The organism is Rhizobacter sp. AJA081-3 (genome assembly GCF_017795745.1).
Lineage (GTDB): Bacteria > Pseudomonadota > Gammaproteobacteria > Burkholderiales > Burkholderiaceae_C > Piscinibacter.
Genome location: NZ_CP059067.1, coordinates 2,508,514 through 2,526,551, shown reverse-complemented (window position 1 = coordinate 2,526,551; position 18,038 = coordinate 2,508,514). Strand labels below are relative to the sequence as shown.

The 18,038-nt window shown below is 69.8% G+C and carries 15 protein-coding genes and 1 tRNA gene; 8 read left to right on the top strand and 8 right to left on the bottom strand.

Annotated elements, in window-relative coordinates; translation table 11 throughout:
* The first annotated feature begins 99 nt into the window (after positions 1-99).
* Genes HZ992_RS12055 through HZ992_RS12040 form a run of 4 tightly spaced genes read left to right on the top strand, consistent with a single transcriptional unit; the run spans position 100 to position 4,591 of the window.
* Complete coding sequence (locus HZ992_RS12055) at positions 100-1,752, top strand: efflux RND transporter periplasmic adaptor subunit (RefSeq protein ID WP_209386867.1); 1,653 nt, start codon at positions 100-102, stop codon at positions 1,750-1,752.
* A gap of 11 nt (positions 1,753-1,763) precedes the next feature.
* Entirely contained in the window at positions 1,764-2,477 is a 714-nt protein-coding gene (locus HZ992_RS12050) for an ABC transporter ATP-binding protein (RefSeq protein ID WP_209386866.1), read from the top strand.
* The gene (locus tag HZ992_RS12045; RefSeq protein ID WP_209386865.1) at positions 2,474-3,706 is read left to right on the top strand and encodes an ABC transporter permease; all 1,233 of its coding nucleotides are present in this window, start codon (positions 2,474-2,476) and stop codon (positions 3,704-3,706) included. The genes HZ992_RS12050 and HZ992_RS12045 overlap by 4 nt, the downstream gene beginning before the upstream one ends.
* A gap of 51 nt (positions 3,707-3,757) precedes the next feature.
* Positions 3,758-4,591 (top strand): undecaprenyl-diphosphate phosphatase, encoded by an 834-nt coding sequence (locus tag HZ992_RS12040; RefSeq protein ID WP_209386864.1) that lies wholly within the window; start codon positions 3,758-3,760, stop codon positions 4,589-4,591.
* 13 nt (positions 4,592-4,604) lie between these two features.
* On the opposite strand, the gene trmB is transcribed toward HZ992_RS12040, so the two are convergent.
* Complete coding sequence (trmB, locus tag HZ992_RS12035; protein WP_245213444.1) at positions 4,605-5,300, bottom strand: tRNA (guanosine(46)-N7)-methyltransferase TrmB; 696 nt, start codon at positions 5,298-5,300, stop codon at positions 4,605-4,607.
* A gap of 91 nt (positions 5,301-5,391) precedes the next feature.
* Complete coding sequence (locus HZ992_RS12030) at positions 5,392-5,961, bottom strand: outer membrane beta-barrel protein (RefSeq protein WP_209386862.1); 570 nt, start codon at positions 5,959-5,961, stop codon at positions 5,392-5,394.
* A 218-nt stretch (positions 5,962-6,179) separates the two neighbouring features.
* Between HZ992_RS12030 and HZ992_RS12025 the strand changes: the two genes are divergently transcribed.
* Positions 6,180-7,640, top strand: a complete 1,461-nt coding sequence (locus HZ992_RS12025) for a serine/threonine protein kinase (RefSeq protein ID WP_245213443.1) — start codon at positions 6,180-6,182, stop codon at positions 7,638-7,640.
* A 5-nt stretch (positions 7,641-7,645) separates the two neighbouring features.
* Here HZ992_RS12025 and HZ992_RS12020 read toward each other — a convergent pair whose 3' ends face one another.
* Genes HZ992_RS12020 through HZ992_RS12000 form a run of 5 tightly spaced genes read right to left on the bottom strand, consistent with a single transcriptional unit; the run spans position 7,646 to position 12,669 of the window.
* Positions 7,646-8,110 carry an LEA/WHy family protein gene (locus HZ992_RS12020; protein ID WP_209386860.1) on the bottom strand — a complete coding sequence of 155 codons (465 nt, stop codon included), beginning with the start codon at positions 8,108-8,110 and terminating at the stop codon, positions 7,646-7,648.
* A 47-nt stretch (positions 8,111-8,157) separates the two neighbouring features.
* On the bottom strand, positions 8,158-9,645 hold the full coding sequence (locus HZ992_RS12015; protein ID WP_245213442.1) for a CsgG/HfaB family protein: 1,488 nt from the start codon (positions 9,643-9,645) through the stop codon (positions 8,158-8,160).
* A 14-nt stretch (positions 9,646-9,659) separates the two neighbouring features.
* Positions 9,660-10,313 (bottom strand): hypothetical protein, encoded by a 654-nt coding sequence (locus HZ992_RS12010; RefSeq protein ID WP_209386859.1) that lies wholly within the window; start codon positions 10,311-10,313, stop codon positions 9,660-9,662.
* Between the two features lie 11 nt (positions 10,314-10,324).
* Positions 10,325-11,464 (bottom strand): hypothetical protein, encoded by a 1,140-nt coding sequence (locus HZ992_RS12005; protein WP_209386858.1) that lies wholly within the window; start codon positions 11,462-11,464, stop codon positions 10,325-10,327.
* Positions 11,455-12,669 (bottom strand): hypothetical protein, encoded by a 1,215-nt coding sequence (locus HZ992_RS12000; protein WP_245213441.1) that lies wholly within the window; start codon positions 12,667-12,669, stop codon positions 11,455-11,457. Before HZ992_RS12000 ends, HZ992_RS12005 begins: the two co-directional genes overlap by 10 nt.
* 168 nt (positions 12,670-12,837) lie before the next feature.
* On the opposite strand from HZ992_RS12000, the gene HZ992_RS11995 reads away from it, so the two are divergent.
* Positions 12,838-12,911: transfer RNA gene (locus tag HZ992_RS11995), tRNA-Gly, on the top strand.
* A gap of 55 nt (positions 12,912-12,966) precedes the next feature.
* On the top strand, positions 12,967-13,836 hold the full coding sequence (locus tag HZ992_RS11990) for a diguanylate cyclase domain-containing protein (protein WP_209386857.1): 870 nt from the start codon (positions 12,967-12,969) through the stop codon (positions 13,834-13,836).
* 13 nt (positions 13,837-13,849) lie between these two features.
* On the opposite strand, the gene HZ992_RS11985 is transcribed toward HZ992_RS11990, so the two are convergent.
* Complete coding sequence (locus HZ992_RS11985) at positions 13,850-15,328, bottom strand: NAD-dependent succinate-semialdehyde dehydrogenase (protein WP_209386856.1); 1,479 nt, start codon at positions 15,326-15,328, stop codon at positions 13,850-13,852.
* Between the two features lie 79 nt (positions 15,329-15,407).
* On the opposite strand from HZ992_RS11985, the gene alaS reads away from it, so the two are divergent.
* On the top strand, positions 15,408-18,035 hold the full coding sequence (gene alaS / locus HZ992_RS11980) for an alanine--tRNA ligase (protein WP_209386855.1): 2,628 nt from the start codon (positions 15,408-15,410) through the stop codon (positions 18,033-18,035).
* The last annotated feature ends 3 nt before the right edge of the window (positions 18,036-18,038 follow it).

Sequence of the window (18,038 nt, the reverse complement as noted above, 5' to 3'; positions counted from 1 at the left end):
CGGGTGAGGTGGGTCAAGCATGCCATGCCGCCGTAAAGAAGCATGAACGCCGCGTATCTGAACCGGCTGCGAGCGGCGCGCTGCCTAGAATTCGCCGCCATGAAACACATGCGCTGGTGGATCGGTGGCGTGGTCTTGGTGGGCGCCGCCGGGGCAGCGTGGTGGTGGACGCAGCGCGACGCCGACGCGGCCACCAGCTACCGCACGGCAAGGATCGAACGCGGCGCGCTGATCGCGGCTGTGTCGTCCTCGGGCACGGTGAACCCGGTGTCGCAGGTCAGCGTCGGCAGCCAGGTGTCGGGCCAGATCAAGGAAATGCGCGCCGACTTCAATACCGAGGTCAAGCAGGGCCAGCTGATCGCGCGCATCGACCCCGAGAGTTTCGAATACAAGGTGCGCCAGGCCAGTGCCGACCTGGAGTCTGCGCGCGCCACGGTGCTCAACGCGCAGGCCAACGTGGCGGCGGTGATGGCCGGCGTGTCCAAGGCCAGGCTGGAAGCCGACAACGCGCAGCGCGACGCACAGCGCAAGCAGGATCTGCTGGCGAAGAACTTCATCTCGCAGGCCGACTACGACAACTCGCGCAACACCGCGTCGTCGCTGGCCGAGTCGCTCAAGGTGGCGCAGGCCCAGGCCGACGTGGCGCGGGCCCAGGCCGTCAGCGCACAGGCGGTGGTCAAGCAGCGCGACGCCGCGCTGGCGCAGGCCAAGGTCGACCTCGAACGCACCGAGATCCGCTCGCCGGTGGACGGCGTGGTCATCAAGCGCAGTGTCGACGTCGGCCAGACGGTCGCCGCGAGCCTGCAGGCACCCGAACTGTTCATCATCGCGCGCAACCTGCAGGACATGCAGGTCGAGGCCTCGATCGACGAGGCCGACATCTCGCGTGTCAAGCCGCAGCAGGCGGTGAGCTTCACCATCGATGCTTTCCCCGGCCGCAGCTTCGAAGGCCGTGTCAGCCAGATCCGCAAGGCGGCGGTGTCGACGCAGAACGTCGTCACCTACACCGTCGTGGTCGGTTTCTCCAATCCGGGCGGCACGGTGCTGCCGGGCATGACGGCCAACGTGCGCATCGTCACCGAGACGCGCGAGAACGTGCTCAAGGTGCCCAATGCGGCGCTGCGCGTGCGCATCGCCGGCGTCGAGCCGGTGTCGGCGCCGGCTTCGTCGGCCGATGCGGGTGGTGGCAGCCGCACGGGCTCCGCCTGGAGTTGGCTGCCGAGTGCCAATGCGCAGGAGTCCGCGCCGCGTGCGCCGGCCTCCGCGGCTGCGGGCGGTGGGCCGCTCGCGGAGTTGCGCAACCGGCTCGCCGGCGAACTGCAGCTCACGCCGGCGCAACTGGAGAAGGTCGACGCGGTGATCGCCCAGGCGCGACCGCGCTTCGCCGAACTGCGCGGCCTGCCCGAAGACGAACGGGCCAAGGCGCGCGAACGCATCGTGGCCGACATCCGTGCGCGTGTGGCCGAACTGCTCGATGCCGGACAGAAGTCGCGCTACCAGCAGATCGTCGCCGAATCGGCCAGCCGCCAGCCTTCGCGCGGCCGGATCTACCTGCTCGACGCCAAGGGCAAGCCGGTGGCTTACAACGTGCGCCTGGGCATCACCGACGGCGTAGCCACCGAGCTGGTCGTCGTGCCCGGCTCGCCGAGCGCCGGCGAGCTGCGCGAGGGCGCCACGGTGATCACCGGTGTCAACGCGCCGGGCAGCGCCGCGCCGCGCAACGCCGCGCCCGGCCCGCGGCCGATGTTCTGAGGCGCGCTGCCATGGCACTCATCGAGGCCGACGGCCTGGTCAAGACCTACACGATGGGCGACCAGACCGTGCACGCGCTGCGCGACGTGTCGCTGCGCATCGACGAAGGCGAGTTCGTCGCCGTGATGGGCGCCTCGGGCTCGGGCAAGAGCACGCTGATGAACATCCTCGGCTGCCTGGACCGGCCGACCGCGGGCATCTACCGGCTGGCCGGCGAGGAGGTCGAGGCGATGGAGGGCGACGCACTCGCCTCGATCCGCAACCGTCGCATCGGTTTCGTGTTCCAGCAGTTCAATCTGCTGCCGCGCACCAGCGCGCTGGAGAACGTCGAGCTGCCGATGGTCTACGCGGGCCTGAAGCCGGCCGAGCGGCGCGCGCGGGCCCAGGAGGCGCTGTCGCGCGTCGGCCTGGGCGAGCGTGGCCTGCACACGCCGTCGGAGCTCTCCGGCGGCCAGCAGCAGCGCGTGGCGATTGCGCGCGCGCTCGTCAACCGGCCGCAGCTGATCCTGGCCGACGAGCCCACCGGCGCGCTGGACTCGCAGACTTCGGAAGACATCATGCGGCTGCTCACCGCGCTCAACGAGCAGGGCATGACCATCGTCATCGTCACCCACGAGCAGGACATCGCCGCCTGGGCGGCGCGGCGCATCGTCTTCCGCGACGGGCGCATCGTCGAGGACGTGCGCCAGCAGCCGGTGCGGCCCGCTGTAGAGGCCGTGGCATGAACCTGCTCACGGCGCTGCGTTCCGCCTGGCGCGCGCTGACCACCAACCTGCTGCGCAGCATCCTCACGATGCTGGGCATCATCATCGGCGTCGGCGCGGTGATCACGATGATCGCGGTCGGCTCGGGCGCGCAGAAGCGCGTCGAGGAGCAGATCAAGGGCCTGGGCTCCAACATCATGCTGGTGCTGCCCGGCGCGGTATCGCAAGGCGGCGTGCGCCTGGGTGCGCAGACCGGCCAGACGCTGACCGAGGAAGACGCGAAGGCCATCGCCCTCGAGGTGCCCGAGGTGCAGGCCGCGGCGCCCTCGCTGCGCACCGGCGCGCAGGTGGTGGCGGGCAACGCCAACTGGAGCACGCAGGTGTTCGGCACCTGGAGCGACTATTTCGAGGTGCGCGACTGGCCGCTCGCCGAAGGCCGCGTCTTCGAGGCCGGCGAGATCGCCGGCTCCGGCAAGGTGGCGATCGTCGGCCAGACGGTCGCCGAGCAGCTGTTCGGAGGGGCCGACCCGATCGACCAGACCATCCGCGTCAGGAAGGTGCCGCTGACCATCATCGGCGTGCTCGCGCGCAAGGGCCAGAACTCGGTCGGGCAGGACCAGGACGACGTCGTCATCGTGCCGCTGTCGACCTTCCGCAACCGCATCCAGGGCATGGGCGGCGGGCGCCTCAAACGCATCGGCTCGGTGACCGTGAAGGTGCGCGAAGGCCTGAGCATGAAGTCCGCCGAGGACGGCATCCGCGAGCTGCTGCGCCAGCGGCATCGCCTGCAGGTCGGCCAGGACGACGACTTCAGCATCCGCAACCTCACCGAGATGCTCGCCGCGCAGGAGGAATCCAGCCGCGTGATGACGCTGCTGCTCGCCGCGGTGGCCGGCGTGAGCCTGGTGGTCGGCGGCATCGGCATCATGAACATCATGCTGGTCAGCGTGACCGAGCGCACGCGCGAGATCGGCCTGCGCATGGCGGTGGGGGCACGTTCGCGCGACATCCTCGGCCAGTTCCTCATCGAGGCGGTGACCCTGAGCCTGATCGGCGGCGCCATCGGCGTGGTGCTCGGCGCCATCGCCACCTGGGCCGTGGGCGCCTTCGCGGGCTGGCAGGTGGCGCTCAGCCCGGCGGCCATCGTGCTGGCGGTGGGCTTTTCGGCCGCGGTGGGCGTGTTCTTCGGCTACTACCCGGCGCGCCGCGCGGCCGCGCTGCTGCCCATCCAGGCCCTGCGCTACGAGTAGTGCCACGCTCGGCCGGTATCATCCGCGCCACCTCGGGTTCCGGAGAGCGGTTTGGACGTTGCGCTGTGGGTGTTGCTGGCCAAGGCGGCCGTGATGGGCGTGGTGGAGGGGCTCACCGAGTTCCTGCCGATCTCGAGCACCGGGCACCTGATCCTGGCCGGTTCGCTGCTCGGTTTCACCGACGACAAGAGCAAGGTCTTCGACATCGCCATCCAGACCGGCGCCATCGTCGCGGTGATCATCGTCTACTGGCAGCGCCTGCGCGACACCGCGGCGGGCCTGGTGCAGGGCAGTGCGCAGGCGCGGCGCTTCACGCTCAACGTGGCCATCGCCTTCGCGCCGGCGGTGGTGCTCGGGCTGCTGTTCGGCAAGGCGATCAAGGCGAACCTGTTCACGCCCACGGTGGTGGCCAGCGCCTTCATCGTCGGCGGCTTCGTCATCCTGTGGGCCGAGCGGCGCACGGTGGCCGCGAGCATCCGCAGCGTCGACGACATGACACCGCTGGACGCGCTCAAGGTCGGCCTGGTGCAGTGCCTGGCGATGATCCCCGGCACCAGCCGCTCCGGCGCCACCATCATCGGCGGCATGCTGCTCGGGCTGGACCGCAAGGTCGCCACCGACTTCAGCTTCTACCTGGCGATCCCGACGCTGGTCGGTGCCGGTGCCTACAGCCTCTACAAGGAGCGCGCGCTGCTGTCGATGGCCGACCTGCCGCTGTTCGGGGTCGGGCTGCTGTTCTCGTTCATCTCGGCCTGGATCTGCGTGCGCTGGCTGCTGCGCTACATCGCCAGCCACACCTTCACGCCGTTCGCCTGGTACCGCATCGCCTTCGGCATCGTCGTGCTGGTCACCGCACAGATGGGCTGGGTGACCTGGGCGGAGTGACCCGGCGCGCCGCTCAGCGGCGTTCGAACACCAGGTCCCACACGCCGTGGCCGAGCTTCAGGCCGCGGTTCTCGAACTTGGTCAGCGGCCGGTAGTCGGGGCGCCGCGCATAGCCGTCGAAGCGGTTGCGCAGCGCCGCCTCGCCCGACAGCACCTCCAGCATCTGCTCGGCATAGGGCTGCCAGTCGGTCGCGCAGTGCAGGTAGCCGCCGGGCGCGATGCGGCTGGCCAGCAGCGCCACGAAGGGCGCCTGGATCAGCCGGCGCTTGTGGTGCCGCTTCTTGTGCCACGGGTCGGGGAAGAACACGTGCACACCGGCCAGCGAGGCGGGCGCCACCATCTTCTCGAACACCTCGACCGCGTCGTGCTGCAGGATGCGCAGGTTGGTGAGCGCGCGTTCCTCGATGCGCTGCAGCAGCGCGCCGACACCGGGCGGGTGCACTTCGATGCCGATGAAGTCGAACTCGGGCCGGGCCTGTGCGATCTGCGCGGTGGCGTCGCCCATGCCGAAACCGATCTCGACGACGAGCGGCGCCTTGCGACCGAAGGCACCGCTGAAATCCGCAGCGCGCGGCTCGAACGGCAGCACGTAGCGCGGCGCCAGTTCGGCCAGGGCGCGCACCTGCCCGCTGCCCATGCGGCCGGCACGCACGACATAGCTGCGGATGGCGGCACGTCGGCCGGACTGATCGGAGGGCGGGGCGGTCATCTGCGAGGCCGGCGAGGAGGCGAGGGCGCGCATTGTGCCCGATGCCCTCGCCCCGCCGGCCGAGCCCGGCGCCTTGCCCGCGCCGATCCCGCTACCAGCCCCAGCGAAGCCCGATCGACAGCAGCTGGACGTTCGCCTTGTCCTGGTCGGTGTACTTCACGCGGGAGAAGTCTGCCTCGGCCGTGAGGGTCAGATTGGGCGTCAGGCTGTACCCGCAGCCGACGCCGTAGTACGGGAACGTGCCAGTGAACGAGTCGGAGGCGCTCAAGCCGTTCAAGGACACCGAGGTCTTGCCCTTGTTCTGCATGATGCCCAGGCGGCCCAGGCACGACCAGGCTGCCAGCGGGACGTGGTACGCCACGCCGAGGCCGATACCGCTGGCCTTGACGTCCAGCGTGGCGGTGCCGAGCTCGGCGTCGGTGGCGCTGGCCTTGGCCTTGCCCCAGTCGACATACACGAGTTCGCCGGCCAGGTTCGAGCCGAACTTCATGCCGCCGTAGAGCTTCCAGCCGGTGTCGGTCTTGTCGCAGGTGTCTGCGCCGGCGCAATCGATGTTGATCTTCGCCGGGCCGGCTCCCAAGCCGACGTAGCCCTGCGAGTAGGCCGCCGAAGACGCGAACAACGCGGCGATGGCGGCGAGTCTGAACAGGCGTGTCTTCATGGCAATCCTCGATGGTTGTTGAGAACGAAGGGCGTCTCGGACCCCTTCACGTTCGGCCCCGGTTCCGGGGTGCGATGAACCCACTTTGGGCCGCGACGCGTCTTTCCGATTGCGCAGACGCAATCGCATGGCGCGATGCGTCGCGAGCCGGCAACGCTGCCGGCAGTCCGTTCGCGGCCGTTATGCTTGCCCGTGGCGCCTCACGCGCCCCGACCTCCATGAGCGCCGAACCGCCTGCCAAAGCCCCTGCCGCCCCCCGCACCGACAAGCTCGCCGAGGCCTTGCCGCCGGGCACGCGTTTCGGCGAGTTCGAGATCCTCGGCGTGCTGGGCATCGGCGGCTTCGGCGTCGTCTACCTGGCGCAGGACCATTCCCTCGAGCGGCAGGTCGCGCTGAAGGAGTACATGCCTTCGTCGCTGGCGGTGCGCGGCGAGGGGCCGCAGATCACGCTGCGCACCAGCGCCTATGCCGACACCTACGCTGCCGGGTTGCGCTCGTTCGTCAACGAGGCGCGGCTGCTGGCGCGCTTCGACCACCCTTCGCTGTTGAAGGTCTACCGCTTCTGGGAGGACAACGGCACCGCCTACATGGTGATGCCCTACCTGCAGGGCGCCACGCTGCGCGACACGCGCCGCGCCATGACGGGCCCGCCCGACGAAGCCTGGCTGCGTGGCGTGCTCGGCGCCGTGCTCGATGCGCTGGAGCACCTGCACCAGGAGGGCGTGTTCCACCGCGACATCGCGCCCGACAACATCCTGCTCACACGCGAGGGCGCGCCGATCCTGCTCGACTTCGGCGCCGCGCGCCGCGTCATCAGCAACCACACGCAGGCCTTCACCGCGATCCTCAAACCGAGCTACGCGCCGATCGAGCAGTACGCCGAGATGTCGAGCATGCGGCAGGGTCCGTGGACCGACCTCTATGCGCTGGGCGCAGTGATGCACTTCCTGCTCACTGGCAAGCCGCCGATGCCTTCGACGGCACGGGCGGTGCAGCCGGGGGCTGACCTGCTCGACCTGCACGAATCGGCCGAGGTGTCACCGCGCTTCGTGCAGATCGTCGGCTGGATGCTCAGCGTGCGGCCGCAGGACCGGCCGCAGAGCGTGGCCGAGTTGCGAGCGGTGCTGGACGGGCAGCGTGCCGTGCCCTCGGCACACCACGATGGCGTTCAGGAGGCCGGTGCTTCACCGGCCGAGGCCACGCAGATCCTCGACCCGACGGTGCCCGACGGCGGGCGCTATGCCGAGCCGACGCGGCTGGACACGGCGCACCAGCCGACCCAGATGACACCCCGCCCGCCGCGGCCCGCGCCGCCCGGCAAGGGGCCGCCGATGAAGGCGACGCCACCGGGCTCGCCACCCCCGCTGTACGTGCCTCAGAAGGTCGCGGCCGCGGCACCCGCTCCCGCGGTTCCGCCGGCGATGGCAGCGCCCGTGGCCGCCGCGCCGGCAGCCGCGCGCCGCCCGGGGCCCTGGGTCGCCGGAGTGATCGGCCTGGGCGTGGCCGCCGCGGCAGCCGCTTGGGTGTGGACTCAGCGCGGCGTCGAGCCGCCGGCCACGCCGCCACCGGTGGTCAAGGCGCCGGCCGCGGCACCGGTTCCGGGCTACGCCGGGCCGGCGCTCGGCCAGGTCGCCAGCGTGCCGACCTGGGGGCAGGGCGCCTCGGCCCCGGTGCGCTGACCCGACTAGGAACCGGCGGGCAAGGGCATCGCCAGTTCGCCGCGCCAGTCGAAGCCGAGCGCTTCGGTGAACGGCCCGCTCAGGCGGCCCTTGAGCGACACGTCCAGCTTGCGGTCCGCCGCGCCGTACAGGCCGATCGCGCGCCGCACCTCGCCGAGTGCGCTGACGGTCACCGGAACGTCGATCAGCACCTCGCCGAGCCGCGGCACGCTGCCGCCGGCCGAAGCGACGCCGGTGCCGATGGTTGCGCCGTTCAGCAGCTTCAGCTCCACCGACGCACCGGTGTAGGACACCGGCGAATCGTTGGGGTTCTGCACGCGCAGGCGGGCGTTGAAACGCAGTTCCATCGCTGCACCTTCGATGCGCCGCACGCTGGCCACGTTGACCTGCAGCGGCGCTTTCGGCGCCGTGACGCAGCCGGCGAGCAGCGTCAAGGGAATCAGCGCGATCAGGAGGCGGCGAGAAGTCATCGGAAAACCTTTCGGAGGGTCGGGGGGCAGGTGGTGGTGGAGGCAGCTCACCACTTGTCGTCCTGCTTCTTGCCGGCCTCGGCCGGCGCGGCAGCCTCGGCGGCAGGGCGTGCCTTGGCGGACGGTTTCGTGGCGGCCTGCGGCGCTGCGGCAGCGGGAGCATCCGCCTGTGCCTGCGCCTTGCCGGCGGCTGCCAGCCCCTCGCGCACCTGCAGCGCGCCGGGTAGCAGCTTGTCGAGCGGGCCGCGCACGTTCTCGAGGTGGCCGTACGACAGGTTGGGCGTCACCCGGTCGATCACCAGCTGGCAGCAGGGCGACTCGAGCCGGCCCAGGCTCTGGCCGGTCTGCGGGTCCTTCATCTCGGTGCCCAGGGTCACCATCGCGTAGCGTGCACCGGCGCGCAGCGCCTGGCCGCCCTGGCTGAGCACGACGTTGTTGCCCTCCAGCGCCACCACGGTGATCGGGAAGGTGCGGCCGATGATCGAGGCCACCACCTGATCGACCAGCTCGCGCGTCATGCCTTCGAAAACCTTGGCCGAGTTGACGCCGGTGCCCAGCGTGGTCGGCGCCGTGGCCGGGGCCTCGCCGCGCAGCGACTCGGAAGCCATCACCTGCCGCGTGGCCACGTTGACCAGCTTGTGCGACATCGACCAGCCGCCCGAGTAGCTGACCAGCTCGCGGTCGGACGTGCGCAGCTGCTTCGCATGGCGGTTGTAGGCGAGGCTGTGCACCTTGCCGATCCACAGCACGTCGGCGCTCGCGGCCTGGCGCAGCTTGGCCGTCTCGGCCGCGGGCGCCTGGCCGCTCTCGATCAGGTCGAGTTCCTGCTGCAGCTCGGGGCTGAACTCGCGGTCGAGTACGGCGAAGCGCCCGGTGTTGACGAGCGCATCGACGATCAGCTGGCGCAGCTGTGCCGAGGCTTCGGCGGCCGACACCTGGCGGTCGCCCATCGGCATCGACGGCTTGTCGAAGCGCAACGGCGCCACCACCAGCTTGATCTTCTTGAGCGACTCCGGCGGCCTGAACTTGGCGATGCCGGCCTCGATGCTGGACTTGTACTTGCCCAGCGGCGTGAGCGGCTCCGACAGTTCGATCATTCGGAAGTTCTGCACCACGCCGCCGGACTTCTGGAACACCGCCTCGGCGAAGGCCGACGCGCGCAGCGACACCGGTGTCTGGTTGAAGGTGGCATCGATGCCCAGGCGGGCATTGACGGTGTCCACGTCGACCGTGGCGCCGTTGACCTGCAGGATGGCCAGGCGCAGTGCCTCGGCCACGGCCTCCGACGCACTGGCGCCGAAGCCGTCGGCCGTGACCTTGACGGTCTCGAGCTTGCCGACGTCGGGCGGCGGGATGGTCGCGGTTTCCGGCGTGAGCGGCGCCGGCGCAGCCGCGGGCGCTGCAGCAGGTGCCTGCGCGACGGCCTCGCCGGAGGCAACCGGCGTGGCGACTGCCTGCGGCGCCTTGCGGTCGCAGCCGGCCACGGCCAGGCACATGGCCAGCAGCAGTAACCCGCAGAATCGAGTCGACACCATGGCGCGGATCACGCTCAGAGCGCGGCCAGCGCCTGGGTGGCGTCCGGCGGCACGGGGATGTCGTTGCTCTTGGCGAAGGCGCTGGCGTTCTTCACCGACGTGGCGACATTGGAGATGCCGTTGGGCAACTGGCCGACGATGTAGGCGCCGGACTGCAGCTTGGGCAGCACCATCGGCGAGGCGTCCTTCAGGCCGGTGGCGAAGGATTGCGCGGGCTGACGCAGGTTGACGTACTTCAGCAGGCCCTGCGCGAGCTTGGCCAGGCCCGACTGGTAGGTGGCCTTGGACTGCGCGTCGAGCTTCGGGCTCTTGGCGATCTCGGCGGCCACGGCCTCGGTCGAGGCGCTCACCGCCTTGTTCGAGTCCTCCAGGTTGCCCTTGGTGGCGCCGTCGGTCAGCGCCTCGGCGGTGGCGCGGGCGGTGGCCGCCTGGTCCTTCAGGCCGAGCGACTCTGCCATCAGCGCGTTGGCCAGCAGCACGTCCTTGTTGGCCGCGACGTAGCCGCGCACCAGCGCGTCGTTCTGGCCGGTCACGTTGCCCGAATCGGACTTCGAGCTGCCCAAAGCGCCCAGGCCCGGCAGGTTCTTCAGCGAGGGCAGCTGGGCCTGTGCCGCGAACGGCAGGGCGACGAGGGCGGCGAGCAGCAGCGAGAGGGTCTTGTTGTTCATGGAAGTGGTCTTCATTTCACGCCGAGGTTGGTGAGCTGGGAGGTGAGTTCGCGGGCCGCGTTGTTGGCGGCGAGCTTCAGCGCATTGGTGCGCGCCTCGTCTTCGGTCGGGCCGACGCCGGCGTACTGCACCGGGCCGACGGACGCGATGGTGTCCGGGATCGGCTGGGTCACGTCGAGCACGCGGGCGTTGACGGTCACGGCCACGCGCGCCATGCCGGTGGCCGGGTCCTTGTCGGCCAGGCCGAGGTCCAGCGTGCCGAGCGCCACGTAGGGCACCTGCGCGTTGCGCATGCCCAGCGCGATCGACTGCATCGTGGCGGCCTTCAGGTCGTTGCCGGCCTTGTAGTCGTCTTCCACCTGGGCGACCTTGAACTTGCCGCCGGTGTAGGGCTCGACGAGCGTCGCCTCGTTGACGCGGAAGCCAGCGCGCGAGAAGGTCTGCGTGAACACCTGGTTCAGGTTCGCGCTCGGGAACAGCCGGTAGGTGGACTCCGCGGCGCGTCGCGTCTGCGTGCCGCCGGTTTCGGTGGTGACCGAGACGTTGCGGCTGGCCGAGACGCTCTCGTTGACCGAGGCGTTGGTCGACACCTGGCCACGCTTGATCGACTCGCCCTCGGTGCCCTTCTGCGATGCCGAGAGCGTGCCGTCGGCCTTGACCGACGCGTCGGCGCGCTTGGTCACCCGGGTGTCGAAGGACTTGATCGAATCGACCTCTCGCGACACGAACAGGAAGGCGAGCGCCGAGCGCTCGGCCCGCGTGGCCTTGCCCACGGCCGAGCCGGCCTTGATGTCGTTGCGCAGGTTCGCCACGTTGAGCGACACCTTCACCGCCACCGTGTACTGCTTGCTGCCGGCGTTGTCGTCTTCCGACAGCACCGTGGTCTCGAGAATGTAGCGGTCCGGGTTCTCGATGATCTTCGTGCGCATGGCGTCGAAGTTGGCCGCCTCCGACTCGCCGGCTTCGGCGTAGTAGAACTCCACGGCCTTGAGCTGCGCGTTCTGCAATGCCTTGGCCTTGACGTCGGCGGGAGCGGACTTGCCGGTGTAGGGCAGGCTGGCCTTGCCGCGCGCCTGCTGAACCTGGGCTGCCGCCGGCAGCGCGAACGCCACCGCCAGCAGGGCGGAGATGAACCATCGAATCACTTGCATAGCTTGAAGAGCTCCCGGGTGTCGTTGATCTGCTTGTCGATGTCGGGTGCGGCCGCGGCGGCCTTCACCCACTTGTTGTCGCGTCCGTCGATGGCCTCGGCCAGCTTGACGAACAGCCCGTTGACCGAGTCGTAGAAGGCCGGGAAGTCGTCGACGTAGGTCTGCGTCGAGGGCACGAGCTTGACTTCGCCGTTCTTCAGCGCGGTGTTCATGTAGACCTTGCCGGACAGCGGCTCCTCGATGCGCAGCGAAGCGTAGCTGCCGTAGATGAAGCTCTCGCCGGCGGCGGCCCCGCCGTACTTGACCTTGCGCAGGGCCGAGAGCTCGATGCCGATCTCGTAGTCGGGCTTGGGCAGCTTGAGGTTGTAGACCTCGCCATCGGAGATGCGCATCGACATCACGTTGCCCACGGCATAGCCCTTCGCGTAGGGCACGATCGGCACGCCCGCGCGCGTGCTCAGCGCCTCGCCGACCAGATCGGCGGCCCAGGTCTCGGTGACGGTGCTCGCGCTGCGCAGGTACTCGGGGATGCTGCCGGTCGCCTCGGGCTTGAGCGTCACGCGGGTGATCTGCAGCGTGCGCGAGGTGGCCGCCGGCAGGCTGGCGCCGGCCAGCGTGGTCGCGAACCGCGTGAAGATGCCCGGCTTGCCCGCCGCGCCCTCGTAGACGCCGCGCACGCGCAGGGCCACCTCGGCGTCGGTCGGCCGGCGATCGAAGATGTCGATGTGGCCGAAGCTGATCGGGTAGGCTCGGATCACCGCCATCGACTTGAAGTCAAAGAACAGCGCCTGCGCGCGGATCAGAACGAACAGCTTGTGCAGCCCGGCGAGCTGCTCCACCGAGACGGTTTCGGCGCCGATCACCAGCGCGACGGCCACGGCCTGGTCGCGACCCTTGAGCTCGTCGATCTGCGTGACGAGCTTGAGCTTGCCCGCCGGCGCCTGCGCGATGGCGTCGCGCAGCATCGCATGGGCGGGCTTGCCGGCGGTCTTCAGCGCCTTCTCGTAGGCGGTGGAGAAAGGGAAGCGCTGGGCCAGCGAGGCTGCGTCGCCGGAGTAGGCCAGACCGGCCAACGCCACTTCGGTGCCCTGGGCGCGGGCCAGCCCCGGCACGACCGCTGCAGCGGCCACCGCGCAGGGCAGCCGGCAGAAGTCTCGCCGCGAGACGAAGTCGAACGACGCACAGAAGGGGGAACGTGGGTGCACGCGATGCCGCGACGAAGCGCTCGAAAGGGGATCGGACGATGCTAGCCGCTGGCTTGCGTGTTTCGGGCCGCAGACCACGATCTAGGGGTCACCCTGGTTGCGGGGTCGGGCGGGTCCTGTCGACGGTGCGCAAGGCGCCTTGCTGCACGGGCTAGAATTCCGCCCCATGCGGGTGTAGTTCAATGGTAGAACGGCAGCTTCCCAAGCTTCATACGAGGGTTCGATTCCCTTCACCCGCTCCAACACTGTCCCGAAGGGCCCCGATGGGCCCTTTGTCGCATCGGAGGCCGGCCTGCCTTGAGCTTCGATCCCCTGCGCATCCTGGTGCCTGAGTCGCTCGCCGAACCCGTGCAGGCGGCGCTGGCGGTCTCGACAGCGGCGCCTTTCGAGGTGGTGGCGCGGCGCGGGGAGGCACCGTTCGACGCCGCCGGTTTCGACGCCGTGCTGCTCGAGTTCCCGGCCAACGAGGCGGATCTGCCGGCCCACTCGGCCGCCACCGCGCTGGTGATGGTCTGCGAAGGCGACGTGGCCGCGCCCTCGCTGCTCGACTGGTTGCGCCAGGGGGCTGCCGACGTGGTCACGCCGCATGACCTGCGCACGCCGAGCTTCGGCGCGCGACTGCGCGTCGCCGTGGAGCGTCGGCGCATCGATCGGCAGGCCCGCCAGGCCTACGCCACCGACCTCGCCACCGGCTTGCCGCACCGTCAGCAGCTCGTCGAGCACATGAGCCACCTGATCGCGCTGCGCGAGCGGCAGCCCGCCCCGATGGCGGTGCTGGTGCTGCGCATCGAAGGGGTCGAACTCGCCGGTGCGCGCCTCGGCCGCGAGGCAGCCAACGTGCTGCGCCGCAAGATCGCCGTGCGGCTGCGCGCGGGGGTGCGCGCCAGCGACGTCGTCGCGGCGCTCGGTGACGACTGCTACGCCGTGCTGCTGGCGGCGCTGCTCGCGCCGGGTGACGCCGCGCACGTGGGCGCCAAGCTGCTCACCGCGCTGCGTGCGCCGTTCCAGATCGCCGGGCAGGAGGTGGTGGTGGCCACGGCGCTGGGCATCGCTTTGCACCTGCAGGACGGCGCCCAGCCCGAAGCGCTGCTGGCGCGCGCCGGCGCGCTGGCCGCCTCGGCACACGCCGAAGGCCGCCACAGCGCGGCGGCGGCCAACGACGGCTGAAACGCGCCCCTTCCTACTTGAGGATGTCGCCCAGGCAGAGGTACTTGATCTCGACGTAGTCGTCGATGCCGTGGTGTGAACCCTCGCGGCCCAGGCCCGACTGCTTGACGCCGCCGAAGGGCACCTCGGCCGTCGAGATCAGCCCCGTGTTGACGCCCACCATGCCGTACTCCAGCGCCTCGCCGACGCGGAAGATGCGGCCGATGTCGCGGCTGTAGAAGTAGCTGGCCAGGCCGAACTCGGTGTTGTTGGCCGCCGCGATCGCTTCCGCCTCGGTCTTGAAGCGGAACACCGGTGCCACCGGGCCGAAGGTCTCTTCCTTCGCGCACAGCATCTCGCCGGTCACGTTGGCCAGCACGGTGGGCGTGTAGAAGCGCTCGCCGATCTTCGTGCCGCCGACGACGACCTTGGCGCCCTTGCTCACCGCATCGGCGACGTGGCGCTCGACCTTGCCGATGGCCTGGTCGTCGATCAGCGGGCCCTGGTTGACGCCGCTCTCGAAGCCGTTGCCGACCTTGATGCCACGGGCCTTCTCGGCCAGCTTGGCGACGAAGGCGTCGTAGACGGTGTCCTGCACGTACAGGCGGTTCGCGCAGACGCAGGTCTGGCCGGCGTTGCGGTACTTGCTGACCATCGCGCCCTCGACGGCGCTGTCGATGTCGGCGTCGTCGAAGACGATGAACGGCGCGTTGCCGCCGAGCTCGAGGCTGAGCTTCTTGATCGTCGGCGCGCATTGCGCGGCGAGGATGCGGCCGACCTCGGTGGAACCGGTGAAGGACAAGTGGCGCACGATGTCGCTGGCACACAGCACCTTGCCCACGGCGATGGAGTTGTTGCCGTCGGCCGTGATCACGTTGAGCACGCCGGCCGGCATGCCGGCACGCTGCGCGAGTTCGGCCACCGCCAGTGCCGACAGTGGCGTCTGTTCGGCCGGCTTGATCACCACCGGGCAGCCGGCGGCCAACGCCGGGGCCACCTTGCGCGTGATCATCGCGATCGGGAAGTTCCACGGCGTGATCGCCGCGCACACGCCCATCGCCTGCTTGATGACGAGGAAGCGCTTGTTGTTGTCGGTGGTCGGCACCGTCTCGCCGTAGACGCGGCGTGCCTCTTCGGCGAACCACTCGATGAAGCTGGCGCCGTAGCCCACCTCGCCCTTGGCCTCGGCCAGCGGCTTGCCCTGCTCGGCGGTCATGATGAGGGCCAGATCGTCGGCATGCTGGTGCAGCAGGTGGAACCACTTCATCAGGATCGCGCCGCGTTCCTTGGCGGTCTTGCCGCGCCAGGCCGGCCAGGCGGCGTTGGCGGCCTGCAGCGCGGCCTCGGTCTCGGCGGCGCCGAGGTTGGCCACGTCGGCGAGCTTGCCGCCGGTGGCCGGGTCGTTCACCGCGAAGCGGGCGCTGCCGGCGACCCATTCGCCGTTGATCAGCGCGTTCGTCTTCAGCAGGGTGGGGTCGGCCAGCGTGGCCAGCGGCGAAGTCTTCATGTCCATGGTCGCGTCTCCGGGGTGCAGCCCGCCACTTTACTGCGGCGGCGAAGCCCCCCGGGGAGCGGCCGGTAAAATGCGCCGCATGAAAGCCTCCGAAATTCGCTCCCGGTTCCTCAAGTACTTCGAGTCCAAGGGCCACGCCATCGTCGCCTCGAGCCCGGTGGTGCCGGGTGACGACCCGACGCTGCTGTTCACCAACGCCGGGATGAACCAGTTCAAGGACGTGTTCCTGGGCTTCGACAAGCGCCCCTACAACCGGGCGACGACCTCCCAGAAGTGCATCCGCGCCGGCGGCAAGCACAACGACCTCGAGAACGTGGGCTACACCGCGCGGCACCACACCTTCTTCGAGATGCTGGGCAACTTCAGCTTCGGCGACTACTTCAAGCACGACGCCATCCAGTTCGCCTGGCAACTGCTGACCGAAGAATTCAAGCTGCCCAAGGAGAAGCTCTGGGTCACCGTCTATGCCGAAGACGACGAGGCCTACGAAATCTGGAACAAGACGGTGGGCGTGCCCGCCGAGCGCATCGTGCGCATTGGCGACAACAAGGGCGCGCGCTACGCCTCCGACAATTTCTGGATGATGGGCGACACCGGCCCCTGCGGCCCGTGCACCGAGATCTTCTACGACCACGGCCCCGAGATCCCCGGCGGCCCGCCGGGCTCGCCCGAGGAAGACGGCGACCGCTACATCGAGATCTGGAACAACGTGTTCATGCAGTTCAACCGCGACGAAGCGGGCGTGATGCACAAGCTGCCCAAGCCGAGCGTGGACACCGGCATGGGCCTGGAGCGCATCACCGCGGTGCTGCAGCACGTGCACTCGAACTATGAGATCGACCTGTTCGTCGCGCTGCTGGCGGCGGCCAAGTCGGCTGTCGATGCGGCGGGTGCCGGCGACTGCGACAAGGACTCGCCCTCGCTGAAGGTCATCGCCGACCACATCCGCGCGTGCACCTTCACCGTCACCGACGGCGTGATCCCGGGCAACGAGGGCCGCGGCTACGTGCTGCGCCGCATCGCCCGCCGCGCCATCCGCCACGGCTACAAGCTGGGTGCGCGCAAGCCCTTCTTCCACGCGCTGGTCGGCCCGCTGGTCGACGAGATGGGCGAGGCCTATCCCGAGCTCAAGCGCGAGAAGCTGCGCGTCACCGAGGTGCTGAAGCAGGAGGAGGAGCGCTTCTTCCAGACCATCGCCAACGGAATGGAGATCCTGGAATCGGCGCTGGCCGGCGGTGCGAAGACCATCGACGGCGAAACCGCCTTCAAGCTGCACGACACCTACGGCTTCCCGCTCGACCTGACGGCCGATGTCTGCCGCGAGCGCGGCGTGACGGTGGACTCCGCCGGCTTCGAGACGGCGATGAACCGCCAGCGCGAGCAGGCCCGGGCCGCCGGCAAGTTCAAGATGGCCGCCGGCCTGGAGTACGACGGCGCGGCGACCACCTTCCACGGCTACGAGCACCTGGTGTGCGAACACAGCCGGGTGACGGCGATGTACGTCGACGGCACGCCGGTGACCAAGGCGCGCGCCGGCGACGACGTGGTGATCGTGCTCGACCACACGCCGTTCTATGCCGAGAGCGGCGGCCAGGTCGGCGACACCGGCGAGCTGCGCAACGCCCGCTCGCGCGTGCTCGTCGAGGACACCGTCAAGGTGCAGGCCAGCGTGCACGGCCACACCGGCCGCATCGTCGAGGGCGAGGTGGAAGTCGGCGATGTGTTCGTCGCCCGCGTCGATGCGGAGCAGCGCGCCAAGACCATGCGCAACCACAGCGTGACGCACCTGATGCACAAGGCGTTGCGCGAGGTGCTGGGCGGCCACGTGCAGCAGAAGGGCTCGCTGGTCAACGCCGAGCGCACGCGCTTCGACTTCGCTCACAACGCGCCGGTGACGCCGGAACAGATCTTCCGCATCGAGGCCATCGTCAACGCCGAGATCCTCGCCAACGCGGCCACGCAGGCGCGCGTGATGGGCATCGACGACGCGCAGAAGACCGGCGCGATGATGCTGTTCGGCGAGAAGTACGGCGACGAGGTGCGCGTGCTCGACATCGGCAGCAGCCGTGAGCTGTGCGGCGGCACGCACGTGCAGCGCACCGGCGACATCGGCCTGTTCAAGATCGTCGCCGAGAGCGGCGTGGCCGCCGGCGTGCGGCGTGTCGAGGCAGTGACCGGAGGCAATGCGCTGGCCTACCTGCAGACGCTCGAAGGCACGGTCAGCCGCATCGCCGGCACGCTGAAGGCGGCGCCGGCGGAAGTGCCGGCACGTCTGGCGCAGGTGCTCGAGCAGGTGCGCGCGCTCGAGAAGGAACTCGCCGCGATGAAGGGCAAGCTCGCTTCGGCGCAGGGCGACGAGCTGCTCGCCCAGGCGGTCGACGTGAAGGGCCTGAAGGTGCTGGCCGCGCTGCTCGACGGCGCCGACGCGAAGACGCTGCGCGACACGCTCGACAAGCTCAAGGACAAGCTGAAGAGCGCCGCCATCGTGCTGGCCACGGTGGAGGGTGGCAAGGTGCAGATCGCCGCCGGCGTGACCTCCGACCGCATCGGCAAGCTGAAGGCCGGCGAGCTGGTCAACTTCGTCGCGCAGCAGGTCGGCGGCAAGGGCGGCGGCAAGCCCGACATGGCCATGGCCGGCGGCACCGACCCGAGCCGAATCGGCGAAGCGCTGGCCTCGGTGCCGGCCTGGGTGGCCGAGCGCGCCTGACGG

Coding starts and splice junctions, on each gene's coding strand:
- HZ992_RS12025 (WP_245213443.1), top strand. CDS start 6,180: ATGAGCGCCGAACCGCCTGCCAAAGCCCCTGCCGCCCCCCGCACCGAC.
- HZ992_RS12050 (WP_209386866.1), top strand. CDS start 1,764: ATGGCACTCATCGAGGCCGACGGCCTGGTCAAGACCTACACGATGGGC.
- alaS (WP_209386855.1), top strand. CDS start 15,408: ATGAAAGCCTCCGAAATTCGCTCCCGGTTCCTCAAGTACTTCGAGTCC.
- HZ992_RS12055 (WP_209386867.1), top strand. CDS start 100: ATGAAACACATGCGCTGGTGGATCGGTGGCGTGGTCTTGGTGGGCGCC.
- HZ992_RS12045 (WP_209386865.1), top strand. CDS start 2,474: ATGAACCTGCTCACGGCGCTGCGTTCCGCCTGGCGCGCGCTGACCACC.
- HZ992_RS11985 (WP_209386856.1), bottom strand. CDS start 15,328: ATGGACATGAAGACTTCGCCGCTGGCCACGCTGGCCGACCCCACCCTG.
- trmB (WP_245213444.1), bottom strand. CDS start 5,300: ATGACCGCCCCGCCCTCCGATCAGTCCGGCCGACGTGCCGCCATCCGC.
- HZ992_RS12005 (WP_209386858.1), bottom strand. CDS start 11,464: ATGCAAGTGATTCGATGGTTCATCTCCGCCCTGCTGGCGGTGGCGTTC.
- HZ992_RS12010 (WP_209386859.1), bottom strand. CDS start 10,313: ATGAACAACAAGACCCTCTCGCTGCTGCTCGCCGCCCTCGTCGCCCTG.
- HZ992_RS12020 (WP_209386860.1), bottom strand. CDS start 8,110: ATGACTTCTCGCCGCCTCCTGATCGCGCTGATTCCCTTGACGCTGCTC.
- HZ992_RS12030 (WP_209386862.1), bottom strand. CDS start 5,961: ATGAAGACACGCCTGTTCAGACTCGCCGCCATCGCCGCGTTGTTCGCG.
- HZ992_RS12015 (WP_245213442.1), bottom strand. CDS start 9,645: ATGGTGTCGACTCGATTCTGCGGGTTACTGCTGCTGGCCATGTGCCTG.